Source organism: Rhodococcus sp. 14-2483-1-1, assembly GCF_002259335.1.
GTDB lineage: Bacteria > Actinomycetota > Actinomycetes > Mycobacteriales > Mycobacteriaceae > Rhodococcoides.
The window spans coordinates 116,936-133,394 of sequence record NZ_NPFX01000002.1; the positions used below are offsets into that span (position 1 = coordinate 116,936).

16 protein-coding genes are annotated in these 16,459 nt (G+C 65.5%); 3 read left to right on the forward strand and 13 right to left on the reverse strand.

The features are described 5' to 3' along the window. Positions 1 to 74: 74 nt before the first annotated feature. Entirely contained in the window at positions 75 to 1,214 is a 1,140-nt protein-coding gene (locus CH294_RS00640) for a GuaB3 family IMP dehydrogenase-related protein (RefSeq protein ID WP_032376742.1), read from the reverse strand. Between the two features lie 56 nt (positions 1,215 to 1,270). Further along, positions 1,271 to 2,794 carry an IMP dehydrogenase gene (gene guaB, locus CH294_RS00645; RefSeq protein ID WP_032376741.1) on the reverse strand — a complete coding sequence of 508 codons (1,524 nt, stop codon included), beginning with the start codon at positions 2,792 to 2,794 and terminating at the stop codon, positions 1,271 to 1,273. A gap of 299 nt (positions 2,795 to 3,093) precedes the next feature. Here guaB and CH294_RS00650 point away from each other — a divergent pair, with 299 nt between their 5' ends. Then, positions 3,094 to 3,498 carry a DUF5319 domain-containing protein gene (locus CH294_RS00650; RefSeq protein ID WP_032378069.1) on the forward strand — a complete coding sequence of 135 codons (405 nt, stop codon included), beginning with the start codon at positions 3,094 to 3,096 and terminating at the stop codon, positions 3,496 to 3,498. A gap of 96 nt (positions 3,499 to 3,594) precedes the next feature. On the opposite strand, the gene CH294_RS00655 is transcribed toward CH294_RS00650, so the two are convergent. The 3 genes from CH294_RS00655 to CH294_RS00665 all read right to left on the reverse strand — a co-directional run bounded on the left by CH294_RS00655 (position 3,595) and on the right by CH294_RS00665 (position 6,143). Further along, entirely contained in the window at positions 3,595 to 4,608 is a 1,014-nt protein-coding gene (locus tag CH294_RS00655; RefSeq protein WP_052077837.1) for an anti-sigma-D factor RsdA, read from the reverse strand. Further along, entirely contained in the window at positions 4,601 to 5,179 is a 579-nt protein-coding gene (locus CH294_RS00660; protein WP_032376740.1) for a sigma-70 family RNA polymerase sigma factor, read from the reverse strand. The genes CH294_RS00655 and CH294_RS00660 overlap by 8 nt, the downstream gene beginning before the upstream one ends. Positions 5,180 to 5,315: 136 nt before the next feature. After that, on the reverse strand, positions 5,316 to 6,143 hold the full coding sequence (locus tag CH294_RS00665; RefSeq protein WP_249304962.1) for a hypothetical protein: 828 nt from the start codon (positions 6,141 to 6,143) through the stop codon (positions 5,316 to 5,318). 668 nt (positions 6,144 to 6,811) lie between these two features. Between CH294_RS00665 and CH294_RS00670 the strand changes: the two genes are divergently transcribed. Beyond that, positions 6,812 to 7,105: a WhiB family transcriptional regulator gene (locus CH294_RS00670; RefSeq protein ID WP_027496361.1), complete on the forward strand. Its 294-nt coding sequence runs from the start codon at positions 6,812 to 6,814 to the stop codon at positions 7,103 to 7,105. Between the two features lie 83 nt (positions 7,106 to 7,188). Here CH294_RS00670 and groL read toward each other — a convergent pair whose 3' ends face one another. Further along, positions 7,189 to 8,802 carry a chaperonin GroEL gene (gene groL, locus CH294_RS00675; RefSeq protein ID WP_094736718.1) on the reverse strand — a complete coding sequence of 538 codons (1,614 nt, stop codon included), beginning with the start codon at positions 8,800 to 8,802 and terminating at the stop codon, positions 7,189 to 7,191. 97 nt (positions 8,803 to 8,899) lie between these two features. Continuing rightward, complete coding sequence (groES, locus tag CH294_RS00680) at positions 8,900 to 9,199, reverse strand: co-chaperone GroES (protein ID WP_008718149.1); 300 nt, start codon at positions 9,197 to 9,199, stop codon at positions 8,900 to 8,902. Between the two features lie 529 nt (positions 9,200 to 9,728). Here groES and CH294_RS00685 point away from each other — a divergent pair. Next, a complete protein-coding gene (locus CH294_RS00685; protein WP_094736719.1) occupies positions 9,729 to 11,462 on the forward strand; it encodes an Hsp70 family protein in 1,734 nt (577 codons plus the stop codon). Here the strand turns inward: CH294_RS00685 and tsaD are convergent. From tsaD to alr, 6 genes are read right to left on the reverse strand one after another with little or no spacing between them, the layout of a single operon-like run. Then, positions 11,447 to 12,481: a tRNA (adenosine(37)-N6)-threonylcarbamoyltransferase complex transferase subunit TsaD gene (gene tsaD / locus CH294_RS00690; RefSeq protein WP_094736720.1), complete on the reverse strand. Its 1,035-nt coding sequence runs from the start codon at positions 12,479 to 12,481 to the stop codon at positions 11,447 to 11,449. The genes CH294_RS00685 and tsaD overlap by 16 nt on opposite strands. Next, a complete protein-coding gene (rimI, locus tag CH294_RS00695; RefSeq protein ID WP_094616513.1) occupies positions 12,478 to 12,969 on the reverse strand; it encodes a ribosomal protein S18-alanine N-acetyltransferase in 492 nt (163 codons plus the stop codon). Before rimI ends, tsaD begins: the two co-directional genes overlap by 4 nt. Then, on the reverse strand, positions 12,966 to 13,634 hold the full coding sequence (tsaB, locus tag CH294_RS00700) for a tRNA (adenosine(37)-N6)-threonylcarbamoyltransferase complex dimerization subunit type 1 TsaB (protein WP_094736721.1): 669 nt from the start codon (positions 13,632 to 13,634) through the stop codon (positions 12,966 to 12,968). Before tsaB ends, rimI begins: the two co-directional genes overlap by 4 nt. 52 nt (positions 13,635 to 13,686) lie before the next feature. Continuing rightward, on the reverse strand, positions 13,687 to 14,175 hold the full coding sequence (gene tsaE / locus CH294_RS00705) for a tRNA (adenosine(37)-N6)-threonylcarbamoyltransferase complex ATPase subunit type 1 TsaE (RefSeq protein WP_230592616.1): 489 nt from the start codon (positions 14,173 to 14,175) through the stop codon (positions 13,687 to 13,689). 13 nt (positions 14,176 to 14,188) lie between these two features. Beyond that, positions 14,189 to 15,208, reverse strand: a complete 1,020-nt coding sequence (locus tag CH294_RS00710) for an alpha/beta hydrolase (protein WP_032404686.1) — start codon at positions 15,206 to 15,208, stop codon at positions 14,189 to 14,191. A gap of 3 nt (positions 15,209 to 15,211) precedes the next feature. Then, positions 15,212 to 16,384 (reverse strand): alanine racemase, encoded by a 1,173-nt coding sequence (alr, locus tag CH294_RS00715; RefSeq protein WP_249304964.1) that lies wholly within the window; start codon positions 16,382 to 16,384, stop codon positions 15,212 to 15,214. Positions 16,385 to 16,459: the final 75 nt, after the last annotated feature.

Consider the following 16,459-nt stretch of genomic DNA (forward strand, 5'->3'; position numbering starts at 1 on the left):
AGGTGGACGACATGCAACAGAAAGGGCGCGCACCCCGATGGAAAGGAGTGCGCGCCCTGCTGGAAAAGACTTGATCAGGCCCTGACGTTCAGGCCCACCTTCTGGAATTCCTTGAGATCGGAGTATCCCGACTTCGCCATCGACCGACGCAGTCCGCCGACCAGGTTGATCGAGCCGTACGACTCGCGCGACGGCCCGTGCAGCACCTGATCGAGGCTCGGACGCTCCCCCGCCGACATCGGCAGCAACGCACCACGCGGCATCGACGGATGCGCCGCCGCGGACGGCCAGTACCAGCCGCCACCGGGAGCCTCCGCGGCGACGGCCAACGGAGCTCCGAGAACCGCAGCGTCGGCTCCGCAGGCGATGGCCTTGGCCAACGCGCCGGAGGTGGTGATGTCGCCGTCGGCGATGACGTGCACGTACCGGCCGCCGGTCTCGTCCAGGTAGTCACGACGCGCGGCTGCCGCGTCGGCGATCGCGGTGGCCATCGGAACACCGATGCCGAGCACCTCACCGGTGGTCGTGCCGCCTTCGACGGAGCCGTAGCCGACGATGACACCCGCCGCACCCGTGCGCATCAGGTGCAGCGCAGTGCGGTGATCGCTGACGCCACCGGCGATGACGGGGACGTCCAGTTCGGCGATGAACGTCTTGAGGTTGAGCGGCTCCTCGTCGCCGTGCGCCACGTGCTCGGCGGAGATGATGGTGCCCTGGATGACCAACAGATCCAGGCCGGCGGCGACCAGAGCGGGTGTCAACGCACGTGCGTTCTGCGGACTCACCCGCACCGCCACGGTGACCCCGGAATCGCGTACCTGGCCGACTGCGGCCGACAGCAGATCGGGCTGCAGCGGCGCGGCATGCAACTCCTGCAGAAATGCGATGGGCGCATCGGGATCGAGATCGGTCTCGGCGATATGGATCAGCTGATCCAACTTGGCCTGTACGTCGGCATGGCGGGCCCAGAGGCCCTCACCGTTGACGACTCCGAGTCCACCCTGGCGACCCAGCTCGATCGCGAACGCGGGCGAGACCAGGGCGTCGGTGGGATGGGCGAGCACCGGGATGTCGAAGCGGTACGCGTCGAGTTGCCACGCCGTCGACACCTCCTTCGACGACCGTGTACGACGGGACGGCACGATGTCCACGTCGTCCAGCTGGTAGGTGCGGCGGGCTTCTCTGCCCATGCCGATTTCAACGAGGTCGCGCACGCGCGCACCTTTCTACTTCGAGAGCGAATCGAGTCGGCCGAGTGAGGCCGAATCGACTATCGGGTGGTGTAGTTCGGGGCCTCTGCGGTCATCGTGATGTCGTGCGGATGGCTCTCCTTGAGCCCGGCCGCGGTGATCTGCACGAACTGAGCCTTCTGCAGGTCTTCGATCGAGTTGGACCCGGTGTAGCCCATCGCAGCTCGCAGACCACCGGTGAGCTGGTGAATGACCTGATTCAACGGTCCGCGATACGGGACACGGCCTTCGATGCCCTCGGGCACCAACTTGTCCTCGGCCAGCACGTCGTCCTGGAAGTAACGGTCCTTGGAGAACGACTTCGCTCCCCCACGCCCCTGCATGGCACCGAGTGAACCCATGCCGCGGTAGCTCTTGAACTGCTTGCCGCCCACCAGAATCAGCTCTCCGGGGGACTCGGCCGTTCCGGCCAGCAACGATCCGAGCATGGCGGTCGATGCACCTGCAGCGAGTGCCTTCGCAATATCACCGGAGAACTGCATACCGCCGTCGGCGATGACCGGCACACCGTGCGGCTTGCACGCGGCGACGGCTTCGAGGATGGCGGTGATCTGCGGAGCGCCGACACCTGCGACCACTCGGGTGGTGCAGATGGATCCCGGCCCGACGCCGACCTTGACCGCATCCGCGCCGGCCTCGACGAGAGCGAGTGCACCTGCACGGGTGGCGACGTTTCCGCCGACGACCTGAACCCGATCGCCCACCTCGGCCTTGAGTTTGCTGACCATCTCGAGCACCTGCGAATTGTGGCCGTGCGCGGTGTCGACGATGACGACGTCGACACCGGCATCGGTCAGGGCCATCGAACGAGCCCACGCGTCCTGTCCGACGCCCACCGCGGCACCGACGAGCAATCGGCCGTCACGGTCCTTGGTGGCGTTGGGATGCTGCTCGGTCTTGACGAAGTCCTTGACCGTGATGAGGCCGGTCAGTGCGCCTTTGCCGTCCACGATCGGAAGCTTCTCGATCTTGTGGCGGCGCAGCAGGCCGAGGGCGGCCTCAGCGGTGACGCCCTCCTGCGCGGTGATGAGCGGAGCCTTGGTCATCACATCGGCGACGCGGCGGTTCTGGTCCACCTCGAAGCGCATGTCGCGGTTGGTGATGATGCCGACGAGCGCGCCGGTCTCGTCGGTGACGGGCAATCCCGAGATGCGGAAGCGCGCGCACATGGCGTCGACCTCGGCCAACGAATCGGTGGGCTTGCACGTGACCGGATCGGTGACCATGCCTGCTTCGGAGCGCTTGACGGTTTCCACCTGAGACGCCTGATCCTGCAGCGACAGGTTGCGGTGCAGCACGCCCATGCCGCCGGCGCGGGCCATGGCGATCGCCATCCGCGCTTCGGTGACGGTGTCCATGGCGGAGCTGACCAACGGCACCCGCAACCGGATCTCGCGGGTGATCTGACTGGAGGTGTCGACCGAGCTGGGAATCAGATCCGAAGCGGCCGGCAGCAGCAGGACGTCGTCGAACGTGAGGCCGAGCATCGCGACCTTGGTGGGATCGTCGCCGCCTGTGCGGACGTGGGCTCCGGGACTACTCATGCGAATCTGGCCCTCCCTAGAGCCTGGTTGCACTTCGGCGCGGCGTGCGGCCGGTGAGAGCTCGCAGGCGCACCGCAATGCGGGATTGGAGAACGGATGGAGTTTCGGCACTTGCACTCATCTGTTCAGCGCCGTGAACCATGGTATCGGCTAGGGCACAACCAGTGCGAATGCCTCCCACTACGGCCTGCCCGAGGCCCGGAAATCTCGGCCCTCGGCACCAGTGCGCGGCATTCACGTCCGGCATGTCGCTTTCGAACGGCTGGCGCAGACCCACCAGTCCTGCGTACCGTGGAGGCGTGCGCGATCAACTGCCTCCCGGTTTACCCCCGGACCCCTTCGCCGGAGACCCAGCCGACCCGTCGGCCGCCCTCGACGCCATCGAGCCTGGCCAGCCCCTGGACCCTCAGGAGCGACTGGCCGTCGAGGAAGACCTGGCGGACCTTGCTGTGTACGAAGCACTGCTCGGCCATCGCGGCATCCGCGGTCTGGTCGTGTGCTGCGAGGACTGCCAGCAGGACCACTACCACGACTGGGACATGCTCCGCGCGAACCTGTTGCAGCTCTTGGTCGACGGCACCGTACGACCGCACGAGCCGGCCTACGACCCTGTTCCCGACGCGTACGTCACCTGGGACTACTGCCGCGGTTTCGCGGATGCATCGATGAACGACGCCCTTCACGGCGACGGTTTCGACAGCTGAGTTACGGCCCGACCTCCGCAAGACGAAGAAGCCCGACACGATGATCGTGTCGGGCTTCTTCGTCGGCCGGACGGATGGTGCCGTCCGGTTTCTCGCTCAGCTTCCGCCGGACGGTACCGACATTCGATCGCGGTTCTCGGACGAACTGCCGCCGGCGGTAGCCGTCGGTTGGTTCGGGTCGAGAAGGACCGTCGGTGTGACGTCGGTCGTCGTCGGACTCGGACTCGTCGTGGCAGGCGGCACCGCGGGCGTCGATGTTGCCGGGCTAGGCGTGATCGGTACCGCGCTCGTGTCTGGAGTGACCGGATCCACCGGAGCCTGCGGGGCGACCAGGTCGGGGCTGGGTACAGGAGCAGGCACGGTCGGCACGGGTGCCGGTGGTACCGGCGCAGGCAAGGTCAATGCCTGCAATTCCTGCAGCAGACGCGCCAGCCACTGGTCCAGCTCGGCGCGCTGGGAATCGTCGAGCACAGCAGAGGTGCGGTTCGATGCACCGTCGAGCAGAGCCCGAGCGGCATCGGCATCACCCGACGACAGGAGGGTTTCGGCCTCCTGCAGCTTGGACGTGGTATCGATCTGCGCCACAGTCGAATCGGCTTGCTCGGAGAACACGACGGACTTGACGCTCCACAGCGGATCGTCCGGCGTCGAGTTGTAGGAGATGACCACGAGGCCACCCATCACCACGGCGATCGCTGCGGCGGCACCGGCGATGGGACGCAGCAAACGCATCCGTCCACCACGATTCGCCGAGCTCCTCCGCGCCATGTCGGCGGCGAGCTTCTCGCGTTCCACCGAGGCCACGACCACGTCGAGGGAGGGGCCGGCGGGCATCGCCGGCGACACCACGTCTGCTCGCCAGTTGGCGAGTAGAAGGGCGAGTTGATACTCGTCTGCGTCATCGGTAGCAATCGGTCCGTCACCACTGATCGCGTCGATGAACGCATCGTCACGACGTACGGCGACGAGGTCCACGGGACCACCGTCTGCACCGATGTCGGCATAGGGATCGTTCTGCTTCGGTCCAGTGGGGTTCACGTGCTCACCGATTCGCGAGATTCCGCGACGCGGGGTCTCACCGGAGCCACCGTGACCAATGTCCCTAGCCATACATTTCACCTGCTCTCACAACTTCGTTCTTCAGTTTTGCGATAGCTCGGTGCTGAGCCACGCGGATAGCGCCTGCAGTGCTGCCGACTGCCGCAGCTGTTTCCTCGGCCGACAATCCGACGATGAGTCGGAGCACCAGAATTTCTCGGTGCTTGGCGGGCAAGGTGTCCAGCAGTGCAGTCATCTGACGACTCGACTCGGATTCGAGAGCACGTTGCTCCGGTCCGTGTTCCATCGACACGACATCTGGTACTTCGGCGGCCGGGTCCGATTTGTTACGCGAGGCGCTGCGATGGGCATCGGCGACCTTATGAGCCGCGATGCCGTACACGAATGCCATGAACGGACGACCTTGGTCCTGGTAACGCGGCAAGGCGGTCATGACTGCCAAACAGACCTCCTGCGCCACATCGTCGGCCGATAGCTGACCGCGCTCAGCCGATCCGACTCGTGCCCGGCAATACCGGACGACAAGTGGTCGGATGAACTCCAAGACCCGGGACAGAGCCAGTCGATCGCCTTGCGCTGCGGCAACGACGAAAGAGTCCAACTCCTCACCCGCTGTGTTCATCGTCGACAATTTTCCCCGCGTTACAGGTACGCACCCGCCTGGGAGCGCTTCCACGTGGTGGTGGAACGTGACCAAGGATAGCGACACCACCCCGAACCAACCGAACCACTCGGTCCGTCTTCGACCGCGGTCCTGGTCAGTCGATCGACGAACCACCCCGACGATCGATCGCCGAAGCGAGATCGGCAGAGGTCATCATCTCCGCGTCGGCGATTCCGGTTCCTTCGCAGAGCATCGTCGCGGCCCAGCACAGGGGCAGCAGGCCGTGCATCGCCGCAGCGCTGGCCACCTGGACCGCCGAATCGTGTGCGCGGGTGGTCTGCCCTGCGCAACTCAGTGCGGCCGCCAAGACCAGGTCCGTCTTGATGCTGTGGCGTAACGAATCGGCATCGTTGGCGAGAGCTCGCGCGGATTCGGCGTGTCGGACGGCCGTCGGACCATCGCCTCGCACCATCGCCAGTTCGGCAGACACCCACGCAGCTCGCAGAGCCGGACGCCACAGCCGATCGCCGTTCGGCCCCTGCCGATGCCCCTCGCTGCGCGCGAGAAGGGTTTGCGCCAACCCGAACCGCCCCGTGCCGAGCGCATCGGCGGCGAGGCCGATCAACGCATCGCTGCGGGCTTCGACCGTGTCCCTCGATCGCGAAGGTGCCACGAGACCGACGAGAAACACCGCTCTGCCGTCGAAGCGACGAGCCCGATCGTGCCTACCCAGTTGACGCAGCCATGACGCTCTGGTCGACGCGTGCAGCGACTCGAGTTCCAGGCTGTCCGGTCTGTATCGCCGCAGCTCGACGTCCGCCGCGCCGTATCGACCTTGCCCGGCCAAAGCCACACTGCGGTACCAGCTCTCGCGGGGACCGGTCGCCGCAGGGAGCGGAAAACGGCCGGGGTCCGGACCGAAAGCGACGTCGAGGAGGTCGGAGGGCGTCACGGCTGACCGCGAGATCTGCTCTGGTGGCACGACGCAAGGGTATGGCCTTTGTGCTGCGCAGAGAACCACTCGGTGTGGCGAGAATTCGTACTCGATCTCAGCACCGGATGCGGGCTCTCCATTCCGTGCACGAATTGCAGTTTTCAAGGAATTAACAATGTAAATAAGACCGTTCAGGAAACGGCAATCTGAACGCTGTGTAGCGAATAGGTTAAGCGCTGCACCTAAACGGTGAACCGTGCCGGGAAACCTCGGCGGTCGTTGTCAGACGGGTCGGCCCTGAACACGAAGTTCCAGAGGCCGACACCGCACGCCGCGGGCAGTGCCGTTCCCACCGAGCCGACCAGCCGGCACCGAACGAACCCCTGGAGGCTTCACAGGGCCCTGAACAGCGAGAACATGGACGAACGCCAGGAGAATCGACCGCACGAAGCCGCACTTTCGGCCATTGATTCCCAGCGTCGACGGGACCGATGCCGAGCCGTGCTCTCCCTATCGTCTCCCGTGTTCGCGGATTCTTCAACAGGAGCGGCACGCACGCGGTGAGGTCCAAGTAAATATCGCCCGTGTTAATTCTTGGCACCATAACTATGCATTTGCCCACGACGAAGAACTATTGACTGGATTTCGTCGACCCACATAACGTTGTCGGCATTCGGATCACGAATCCGAGAAGCCACACCACCCTAGGAGTTTTCATGCCGCAGCCGAATCACCTCCCTGGGCCGAACGCCGACATTTGGGATTGGCAGATGCACGGCCTGTGCCGTGGGGTCGACTCGTCCATGTTCTTCCACCCGGACGGCGAGCGAGGCCGCGCACGAGCACAGCGCGAGATGCGCGCCAAGGAAATGTGCCGCAGCTGCCCCGTCCTCGCGCAGTGCCGCACGCACGCTCTCAACGTCAGTGAGCCGTACGGCATCTGGGGCGGAATGTCCGAAACCGAGCGAGAACTGCACGCCCGGCACAACCGTCGCCGTATCGCGGTCTAGCCGACGCGACACTCACGAACGCACACACGACGAAGCCCCCAACCTGATACAGGTTGGGGGCTTCGTCGTAGTTCTACCGAACGTCAGTGAGCGTGACCGTGCCCGGCAGCAGGCTCGGAGGACTCCTCCGGCTTCTCCACGATCGAGCTCTCGGTCGTCAGGATCATCCGAGCAACCGATGCAGCATTGACCACAGCGGAACGAGTCACCTTCACCGGATCGACGACGCCGTCTGCCAGCAGGTCACCGTACGTCAGGGTCGCGGCATTGAATCCGTGTCCCTTCGGCAGCTCGGCAACCTTGCTGACCACGACGGAACCGTCGATGCCGGCGTTGGTGGCGATCCAGAACAGCGGCGCGTTGAGCGCAGTACGCACCACGGCGACTCCGGTCGCTTCGTCGCCGGTCAGGCCCAGATCATCGGCCAGCGACAACGCTGCCTGCGTCAGAGCGGAGCCACCGCCGGGAACGATGCCCTCTTCGACGGCCGCCTTGGCTGCTGCCACTGCGTCGTCGACGCGGAACTTGCGTTCCTTGAGCTCGGTCTCGGTGGCTGCGCCGACCTTGATGACGGCGATGCCGCCCGAGAGCTTCGCCAGACGCTCTTCGAGCTTCTCGCGATCCCACTCGGACTCGGTGTTCTCGATTTCGCGACGCAACTGGCCGACGCGAGCATCGATGTCTTCCTGGGAACCCGCACCGTCGACGATGGTCGTGTCGTCCTTCGTGACCACGACACGACGAGCGCGCCCGAGGAGCTCGAGGCCGGCCTCCTTCAGGCTCAGACCGACATCGGCAGTGATGACCTGTCCCGCAGTGACGACGGCGAGGTCGTCCAGGAATGCCTTGCGACGATCACCGAAGAACGGTGCCTTCACGGCAACGGCCTTGATGGTCTTGCGGATCGAGTTCACGACGAGCGTCGAGAGAACTTCGCCCTCGGTGTCCTCGGCGAGGATGAGCAACGGCTTGCCGCTCTCGGCCACCTTCTCCAGCAGGGGAAGGAAGTCCGGAAGCGAGGTGATCTTCTCGCGGTAGAGCAAGACGTACGCGTCTTCGAGTACGGCTTCCTGCGTGTCGACGTCGGTGACGAAGTACGGCGAGAGGTAGCCCTTGTCGAACTGAACGCCCTCGGTGACCGAGAGTTCCGTGAGCAGAGTCGAAGACTCTTCGACGGTGACCACGCCGTCGGCACCGACGCGGGTGAGCGCCTCGCCGACGAGCTCGCCGATCTCGGGGTCACGCGAGGACACGGTGGCAACCTGAGCGATGGCCTGCTTGCCCTCGACCGGAGTAGCGGCGGCGAGCAGCGCCTCGGCAACCTTGTCGGCAGCCTTGGAGATCCCGACGCCGAGTGCGATCGGGTTCGCACCGGCGGCGATGTTCTTCAGTCCGCCGCGCACGAGAGCCTGCGCGAGAACCGTCGCAGTGGTGGTTCCGTCGCCTGCGACGTCGTTGGTCTTGGTGGCGACACTCTTGACCAGCTGAGCGCCCAAGTTCTCGAACGGATCTTCCAGATCGATCTCACGAGCGATCGACACACCGTCGTTGGTGACGGTCGGTCCGCCGAATGCCTTGGACAGCACGACGTGGCGTCCTCGGGGTCCGAGAGTGACCTTGACTGCGTCGGCAAGCTTGTCGACGCCGCGCTCGAGTGACCGGCGCGCTTCCTCGTTGAATTGGATTTGCTTTGCCATGTTTCGGTGTTACTCCTTCGAGTAAAGAAACTCGATCGAACGCACACCGCCCCGGCACCGACACGAGATCGGCTTCCGGGGCGGGATGCGTTGTGGCCTACTTGGCGATGACTGCCAGCACGTCGCGTGCCGACAGAATCAGGTACTCCTCGCCGGCGTACTTGATCTCGGTGCCGCCGTACTTGCTGTAGATGACGGTGTCACCTTCTTTGACGTCGACCGGGATGCGGTTGCCCTTTTCGGTGACACGGCCTTCGCCAACGGCGACGACGGTGCCTTCCTGAGGCTTCTCCTTGGCTGTGTCGGGGATGACCAGACCGGAGGCGGTCGTCGTCTCGGCCTCGTTGGCCTGGACGAGGATCTTGTCCTCGAGCGGCTTGATTTTCACGCTCGCCACGTTGAGCCCTCCAAAGTTATGGGGTACGCGTCCGGGGTCGGATCCCCGGACAGCTGTGTGTAAGTACTTCTCGTGCGGTCCTGACAAACGGCTCGAACTCGTTCCCGTCGTCGCGGGTGCCGGGACTTCGCTCGATGCCAACTAGCACTCTATACACGAGAGTGCCAGCACTCAAGGGCTGGGTTCGCCAGATTCGAGTCGGCCCGGGCCCGGACGGTCGTCCGCTACGGACAACGCACAGTTTCACGGACCCCATCAGTCGTAAATCGCAGCAAATCAGGCCCCGAAACGCCGATGCCGCTACCGATTTCCGTGTTTTTCCGGCTGCGCCCTCGTCCATTGAAAAGCCTGGTGAACCACCCCGAAAAGCGTCCCGATAACCGACCGCACGGAATATAACGCTCGCATAAACACCGGAAGTAACGTTACGATAACGGGGCTGTCCGAACGATAACGATCGACAGCTGTGTCGCGACATGAGGCACAAGGCAGTCGAAGCGGACAGGCAAACAGGGGCGGGAGGTGCACCATGCGGGTAGGAGTGGGAGTGTCCACCGGATCCGAGGTCGTGTGCGCAGCCCTCGTCACTGTCGACTTCGACGGCAGTCGCACGGTCGAGTATCGGACGGTATCGGCCGATCGCCAGGCGAACACCGATATGGGTGAGCTCGTCACCTCTGCGATCGAGCTCATGGGATCGATGGTTCCCGGACATCGATCACCCGACGCCATCGCCGTCACCTACCGCACCGAAGAGCACGCCGCGGCAATTCGCGCAGCGTTGGCGCACACCACCCGCGACGTTCGGCTCGTGCCCGAATCCGCGGCGGCAGTTGCGCACCTGGCGACCACCGGCCTGATCGACGGCTACGACACGATCGCTCTGGTCGATCTCGGCGCGTCGGGCCTGTCGGTCACCGTCACCGACCGAACGGCTGGAACGGTATCGGCGCACGGCCGGTCGGACGTCGTCAGCGGCAACGCACTCGACGCTCTCGTCAAGAATCTCGTCCAGGACATGACCCGTGACAACCTCCGCGACGACATTCGCGACGACCGCGGAATCGGATCGGCACGGTACCGATCGATCAAGGAACAGCTCTCCTGCGAGGACGAAGTACGGATCGAGCGCTACAGCGGGGTACCGCTGACCGTCGGCCGCAGTGAATTCGAGACCGCTGCATCGCCGCTCCTGCGCGAAGCAGCCCTGTTCGTCCGCAGAGTGTTCGACGAGAGCACCCACGAACCCGAGGCCATCGTGCTCATCGGCGGCGGTGCCCACATCCCGCTGCTGGCCTCGTCCATCACCGACATGTTCCACGCCCGCGTCATTCGCCTCCCCGAGCCCGACGCCGTGCTCGCCGTGGGAGCGGCCGCGGTCGCCGCATCGGTGACCGACACCGACTACCCACTGGTCTCGGCTGCACGCCGAACCGCAGGCCGGATGAGTCGCTACTCGGGAGCGATAGCTGCCGCCGTCGTCGCGGGCGGATTGGTGCTCGCCTACGGCCTACAGACGATGACCCCGGCAGACGACCCGAGTGTGTCCCCTGCCGGCAGCGCGACGAACCCCGTGGCCGGCTCCGGCGACTCGGGACGACCCGTGGCCGAGGGTTACTCGCCCGGTGATACGTCGACCTCCGCCCGCAGCTCGGGAGGTCCCGTCGGACCCGCAGCGACCACGGTGGAGTCGACGGATTCGTCGTCCGGACTCACCACGTCCACGGCACCGACCACCACGCCGACGCTGCGACCTGCTCCCGACCTCCCACGCATCGAATGGCCGGTCGGTCCGCCGCCGGAGTCGTCGTCACCCGGAGCAGGCACCGGTGTCACCGTCGTGCCGCCGACACCGGTCACCCCCGAGCCCACGACGCCCGCACCGACCACCACTGCACCTGTCGAGCCCACCGACCCCGATGCGGGCGAGACCCCCGGTACGACAACGCCGTCCGGCCCCACCGAGCTCAGCCCCGGACCGACACCGCAACCCTCCGCCGAGGCGGTGCCACAGAGCAGTGTGGAACCCAGCCGTGTGGAATCCAGCGGTGTGGAATCCAGCGGTGTGGAACCGACCGAATCGATCGCGGTTCCGACGACGGTCGTCCGCGGCTCCGATCCCACTCCCGAACTGACGCCTCCGCCAACCGTCTGGTCGCCACCGCCTGCGGTGTCCGGCCAGAGCGTCGAACCCCGCACATCACAGGACACGGCTGCGCCGCGAACCTCCGAGCCTGTTCCGGACGTTCAGCCGGGAACCTGACTGGTCGCAACCGACAGACCGGGATCGGTCACTGCGGTGAGCGCAGACGGCGCAGCGCCGCCGGCGACGAGATGTGCACCCAGGGCTGCAATCATGACACCGTTGTCCGTGCACAGCCGCGGCTTCGGTATTCGCAGCGTCAAACCCTGCTCGGCACAACGACTTTCGATCAACGACCGAATACGCGAATTGGCCGTGGCACCCCCGCCGAGAACGATCGTGTCGACGTCGACGTCGGATGCCGCACGAACCGCCTTCATGGTCAACACGTCGGCGACGGACTCCTGAAACGATGCGGCGATGTCGGCCACCGGAACAGGATCGCCGGCGCGTTGCCTGGCCTCGACGAATCGAGCGACCGCAGTCTTGACGCCGGAGAACGAGAAGTCGTACCGGGCATCACGGGGGCCGGTCATTCCCCGGGGAAACGCGATCGCGGACGGATCACCTTCGCGCGCAGCAGCATCGAGAGCAGGCCCGCCCGGGTAGCCCAATCCGAGTAGTCGCGCGACCTTGTCGAAGGCCTCTCCGGCGGCGTCGTCGACCGTCGTTCCGAGCTCGGCGATCGGCCGAGACAGATCGTCGACGTGCAGCAGATGAGTGTGCCCACCGGAGACCAACAGGGCAACACACGACGGCATCGGACCGTGTTCGAGCGTGTCGACCGCGACGTGTCCACCGAGATGGTTCACCGCATAGAAGGGCACGCCCCACGCTGCGGCGTATGCCTTGGCAGCAGCGACCCCGACCAGCAGCGCCCCGGCCAATCCCGGCCCGATCGTCACCGCGACGGCGTCGGGACGATCGATGTCGGCCGCTGCCAGAGCTCGGCGCATGGTCGGCACGATGGCTTCGAGGTGCGCCCGGGACGCCACCTCGGGCACCACTCCGCCGTAACGGGCATGCTCGTCCACGCTCGATGCAACCTCGTCCGCCAGCAGCTCGCACTGCCCGGCGTTCCACCGGACGACCCCGACTCCCGTTTCGTCGCAAGAACTTTCGATACCCATGACGATCATCGGGCTGATCCTTCGGTTCGTTCCGGCCGACGCATGGTGAAGGCGTCGGCTCCGCTCGGCTGGTAGTACTTGGCCCTGGTACCCACGATCTCGAACCCCTCGCGTCGGTACAACTCGATGGCAGGCTCGTTGTCGGTGCGGACCTCGAGAAAGACCGGTCCACCGTGCTCGTCGGCCGCTCGAAGCAACTCGCCGAGCAGTCGTCCGCCGATCCCTCTGCGATGATGAGCAGGATCGACGCCGATGGTGTGCACCTCGGACTCACCGACCACGAACGCACCGCGGCTCGGTTGCCCCAGAAGGGCGATGCCTGCATAGCCGACCACCTCGCTGCCCTCACGCGCCGTGACGTAATGATTGTGTGGCGCCGCCAGTTCCGCGACGAATGCATCCTCGGCCCACGGGTCGTCGCCCTCGAAGAGGACGGTCTCGAGGTACGCGCACCGAGGAGCGTCCTGCACGGTCATGGGCTCGATCGATACCGTCATTGCCGGGCCTTCGCCGCGGCGCGCTCGTCGAGCGTCTTGGCATCGGGCCGGCGCAGATACAGCGGAACGAGCGGACCCGGGACAACTCCACTCGCGATATCGGCCGCCGCGACCTGGATCAAACCGGCCGGTGACGGTGCCTGCACGTCGCGAATCGGAAGGTCGAACAGCGCGGCATGCGGAGCGGAGCCCGCGACCGCATCCACTCCGAAACGGTCGAGTTCAGCGGGTGCCAGAACGTCGGGTCCAGCTGTGCGCACCCCCGCTTCGTACCGGGCCCAATAGATTTCGCGACGCCGCGCATCGGTCACCACCAGCAGGGACCCTGGTTCGGCAACCTCGGCCGCGATGGCGTCGAGGCTGCAGACCCCGTACACCGGCAGCCCGAGCGCGTCACCGAACGCCGCTGCTGTTGCCATTCCCACCCGCAACCCGGTGTAGGGGCCGGGCCCGACGCCGACGACGACGGCATCGAGATCGGCCGCGGTGATATGGGCCTCCGTGAGGCACTCGAGAATGTTGGGCGTCAGGACCTCCGCGTGCGACCGCGCGTCCACCCGAACCCGCGTGGCGAGGGTTTCGACCGGAACACCGGCGGCCTCCGTCAGGCGCACCACACCTGCGGTGACGGCGGGGGTCGAGGTGTCGACGGCAAGTACAAGCACGAGGGTTCAGGTTACGCGTCGACGGAGATTCGGCCGCGCACCCGGTACCCGATCAGCGAACTTCAGCCGGAGCCGGCGGGGTGGTCACGCGCCTCACCGTCACGCGTCGAACATCCGACTCCGGATCGCGCGTCAACCGAACCGAGATGTGTCCGTCCGTCAGTTTTTCGACCAAACCCTCGCCCCACTCGACCACGACCACCGCATCGGTGAGGTCGGTGTCCAGGTCCAGAGCATCGAGTTCGTCGAGTGCCGATTGTCCGGTCATCCCGAGCCGGTAGGCATCGACGTGCACGAGCGCAACCGGCGGTAAACCATGCGGCCGCGGCCCGGGCCGATGCTCACGGGCAATGACGAAGGTCGGTGACGTCACCCGCCCCTGCACGCCGAGACCGGCGGCAATACCTTTGGTCATCGCGGTCTTCCCCGCACCCAACGGACCGTCGAGAATCACCAGATCACCGGCAACCAGAACGTTCGCCAACCGTGCGCCGAACTCGGCAGTGTCTGCAGCAGTGGCCAACTCGGCATCCACCGGCAGTGTCAACAGCACATCAGACAACGCCCCACCGCCGCTTCTTGCCCGCGGCTTCCGACGCCCGCGCCACGAGGCGCAGAATCGCGCCGTTGACCTGTTCCGGAAATTCGAGCTGAACCAGATGACCGCCCTGTCGGACGCGCACCGTCTCCGAACGCGGCAGGGCCTGCGCCAGCGCCTCGGAACTGGCGAACGGGATGATCCAGTCCTCGTCGCCACACACCACCGATACCGGAATGTTCTCGAATTCCACGAGAGCCTCGGACTCGTCGTGCAACTCGAGTGTTTCGAGGAAATTGACGATCGTGACAACCGAGGTGTCGTCGATCATCGACTGAGAGAATGCCACCAAACGCGGGGAAACCCTGGTTCCGTAGGACGCCGCACGCAATATCGGTGAGATGAGTGCGCGCACGGCACCACGGCCGAACTGCACGAAGCCGGGCGAGGTGCGGACCGCGAGGCGAAACGCGTCGACCGCCGGGTTCTGCAGACTACGACCGACCCCGGATTGCGCGAGACCGGCAGCGGTCGTCGAGATCAGCACCGCGCCTATGACTCGCTGGCGCAGCACATCCGACCGTTGCCGTGCCATGGACAGGATCGACATACCGCCCATCGAGTGACCGACCAGGACGATGCGTCCTTTGGGCACGACCGAGCGAATCACCGCGTCCAGATCGAGGCCCAGCTGGCCGATCGTGCAGCTCTCCGGGCTCGGCACGCCCGAGCGACCGTGGCCGCGCTGGTCGTAGAAGACCATGCGGACCGTCGAACCCCATTGCTGTTCGAGTGCACGACGTTGGAAATGCCAGGACGACGTACGCAGACAGTAGCCGTGCACGAAGATCACGGTCAGCTCGGCATCGGTCGGGCCGACTTCGCGCACCGCCAGTGGCACACCGTCGTCCGCGGTGACGATGCTGCCGCGGTCCGCGTCCATGAGATCGAGATTTTCGGTGGCCAGCGGGTCCTTGTTCGATCGGAACGCCGTCTCGCGCACCACAATTGCAATACTCTCCAGCAATCCGAGCATGATCTATTCCGTCGCCTCCCCTGAGCGCGCGCCGACGAACTGTCGTCGAACACGTCCACGAATGCCGGTGACGACCTCGTAGCTGATTGTGTCGAGCGCATCTGCCCAATCCTGGGCGTGCGACTCTCCCCTGTCCCCTGGCCCGAAGAGTAACGCCTCGTCGCCTACCGCGACACCCGAGCCGTCGCCGCCGAGGTCGACGACGAATTGGTCCATGCACACTCGTCCCACCGAAGGGAAACGCCGACCTGCGATCGTCACGTCGAACCGCCCACTGAGACTGCGGACGACGCCGTCGGCATATCCGAGAGCGATGAGTGCGACCACGGTGTCGGTCTGAGCGGTCCAGGTGTATCCGTACGACACCGATTCACCTTTGCTCACCTTCTTGATGTTCGCCACCTGCGCCGACAGGGTCATCACCGGCCGCAAACCGAACTTTCCCAACTGCGGCACGGGCGACAAACCGTACAGAGCAATACCCGGACGGACCATGTCGAAACTGAGATCGGGCCTGCTCAACGTGGCCGCCGAGTTGGACAGATGTACGACGGCGGGAGGCGTTCCGCGCCGGGTGGCGCGCCTCACTGCATCGCGAAGCCGCTGAGCTTGGGCGTCGTTGGCCGGGTGCTCCGGTTCATCGGAGCACGCCAGGTGCGAGAACATGCCGACCAAGTGCACGGCCCCCTCCGCGACGGCGGCCGCCGTCGCATCGAGGACGACATCGAGATCTGCTTCCGCGACCCCGTTGCGATTGAGCCCGGTATCGATCTTGAGCGAGAGGTCTGCGTCGCGACCTACTCTGCGCGCTGCTGCCACCACGGCGTCGAGCTGGGCTGCCGTGGACACCCCGATCCCCACCTGTGCGGTGATCGCGGCATCGTAATCGGAATCCGTTCGATGCAGCCATGCCAGCACAGGTACGCGGATTCCCGCTGCGCGGAGTTCGAGAGCCTCGCCGATCGTGGTGACGCCGATCTCCTGCACACCTGCTGCCACCGCGGCGTGTGCGACCTCGATGGCACCGTGGTTGTACCCGTCGGCCTTGAGCACCGCCATCACGGCAGCGTCGCCGGCGAACTGTTGCAAGACGCGCACGTTGTGGGCCACTGCGTCGAGGTCGACGGACGCCACCGCGCCCGAACCGGTCCTCTCGTCACCGCAGCCGATACTCACAACATTCGATAGTGCCATCCGAGCCGGTAATACGACGGATCAGGGTGGCACAACTCGTGACACACCCGGTGCCCC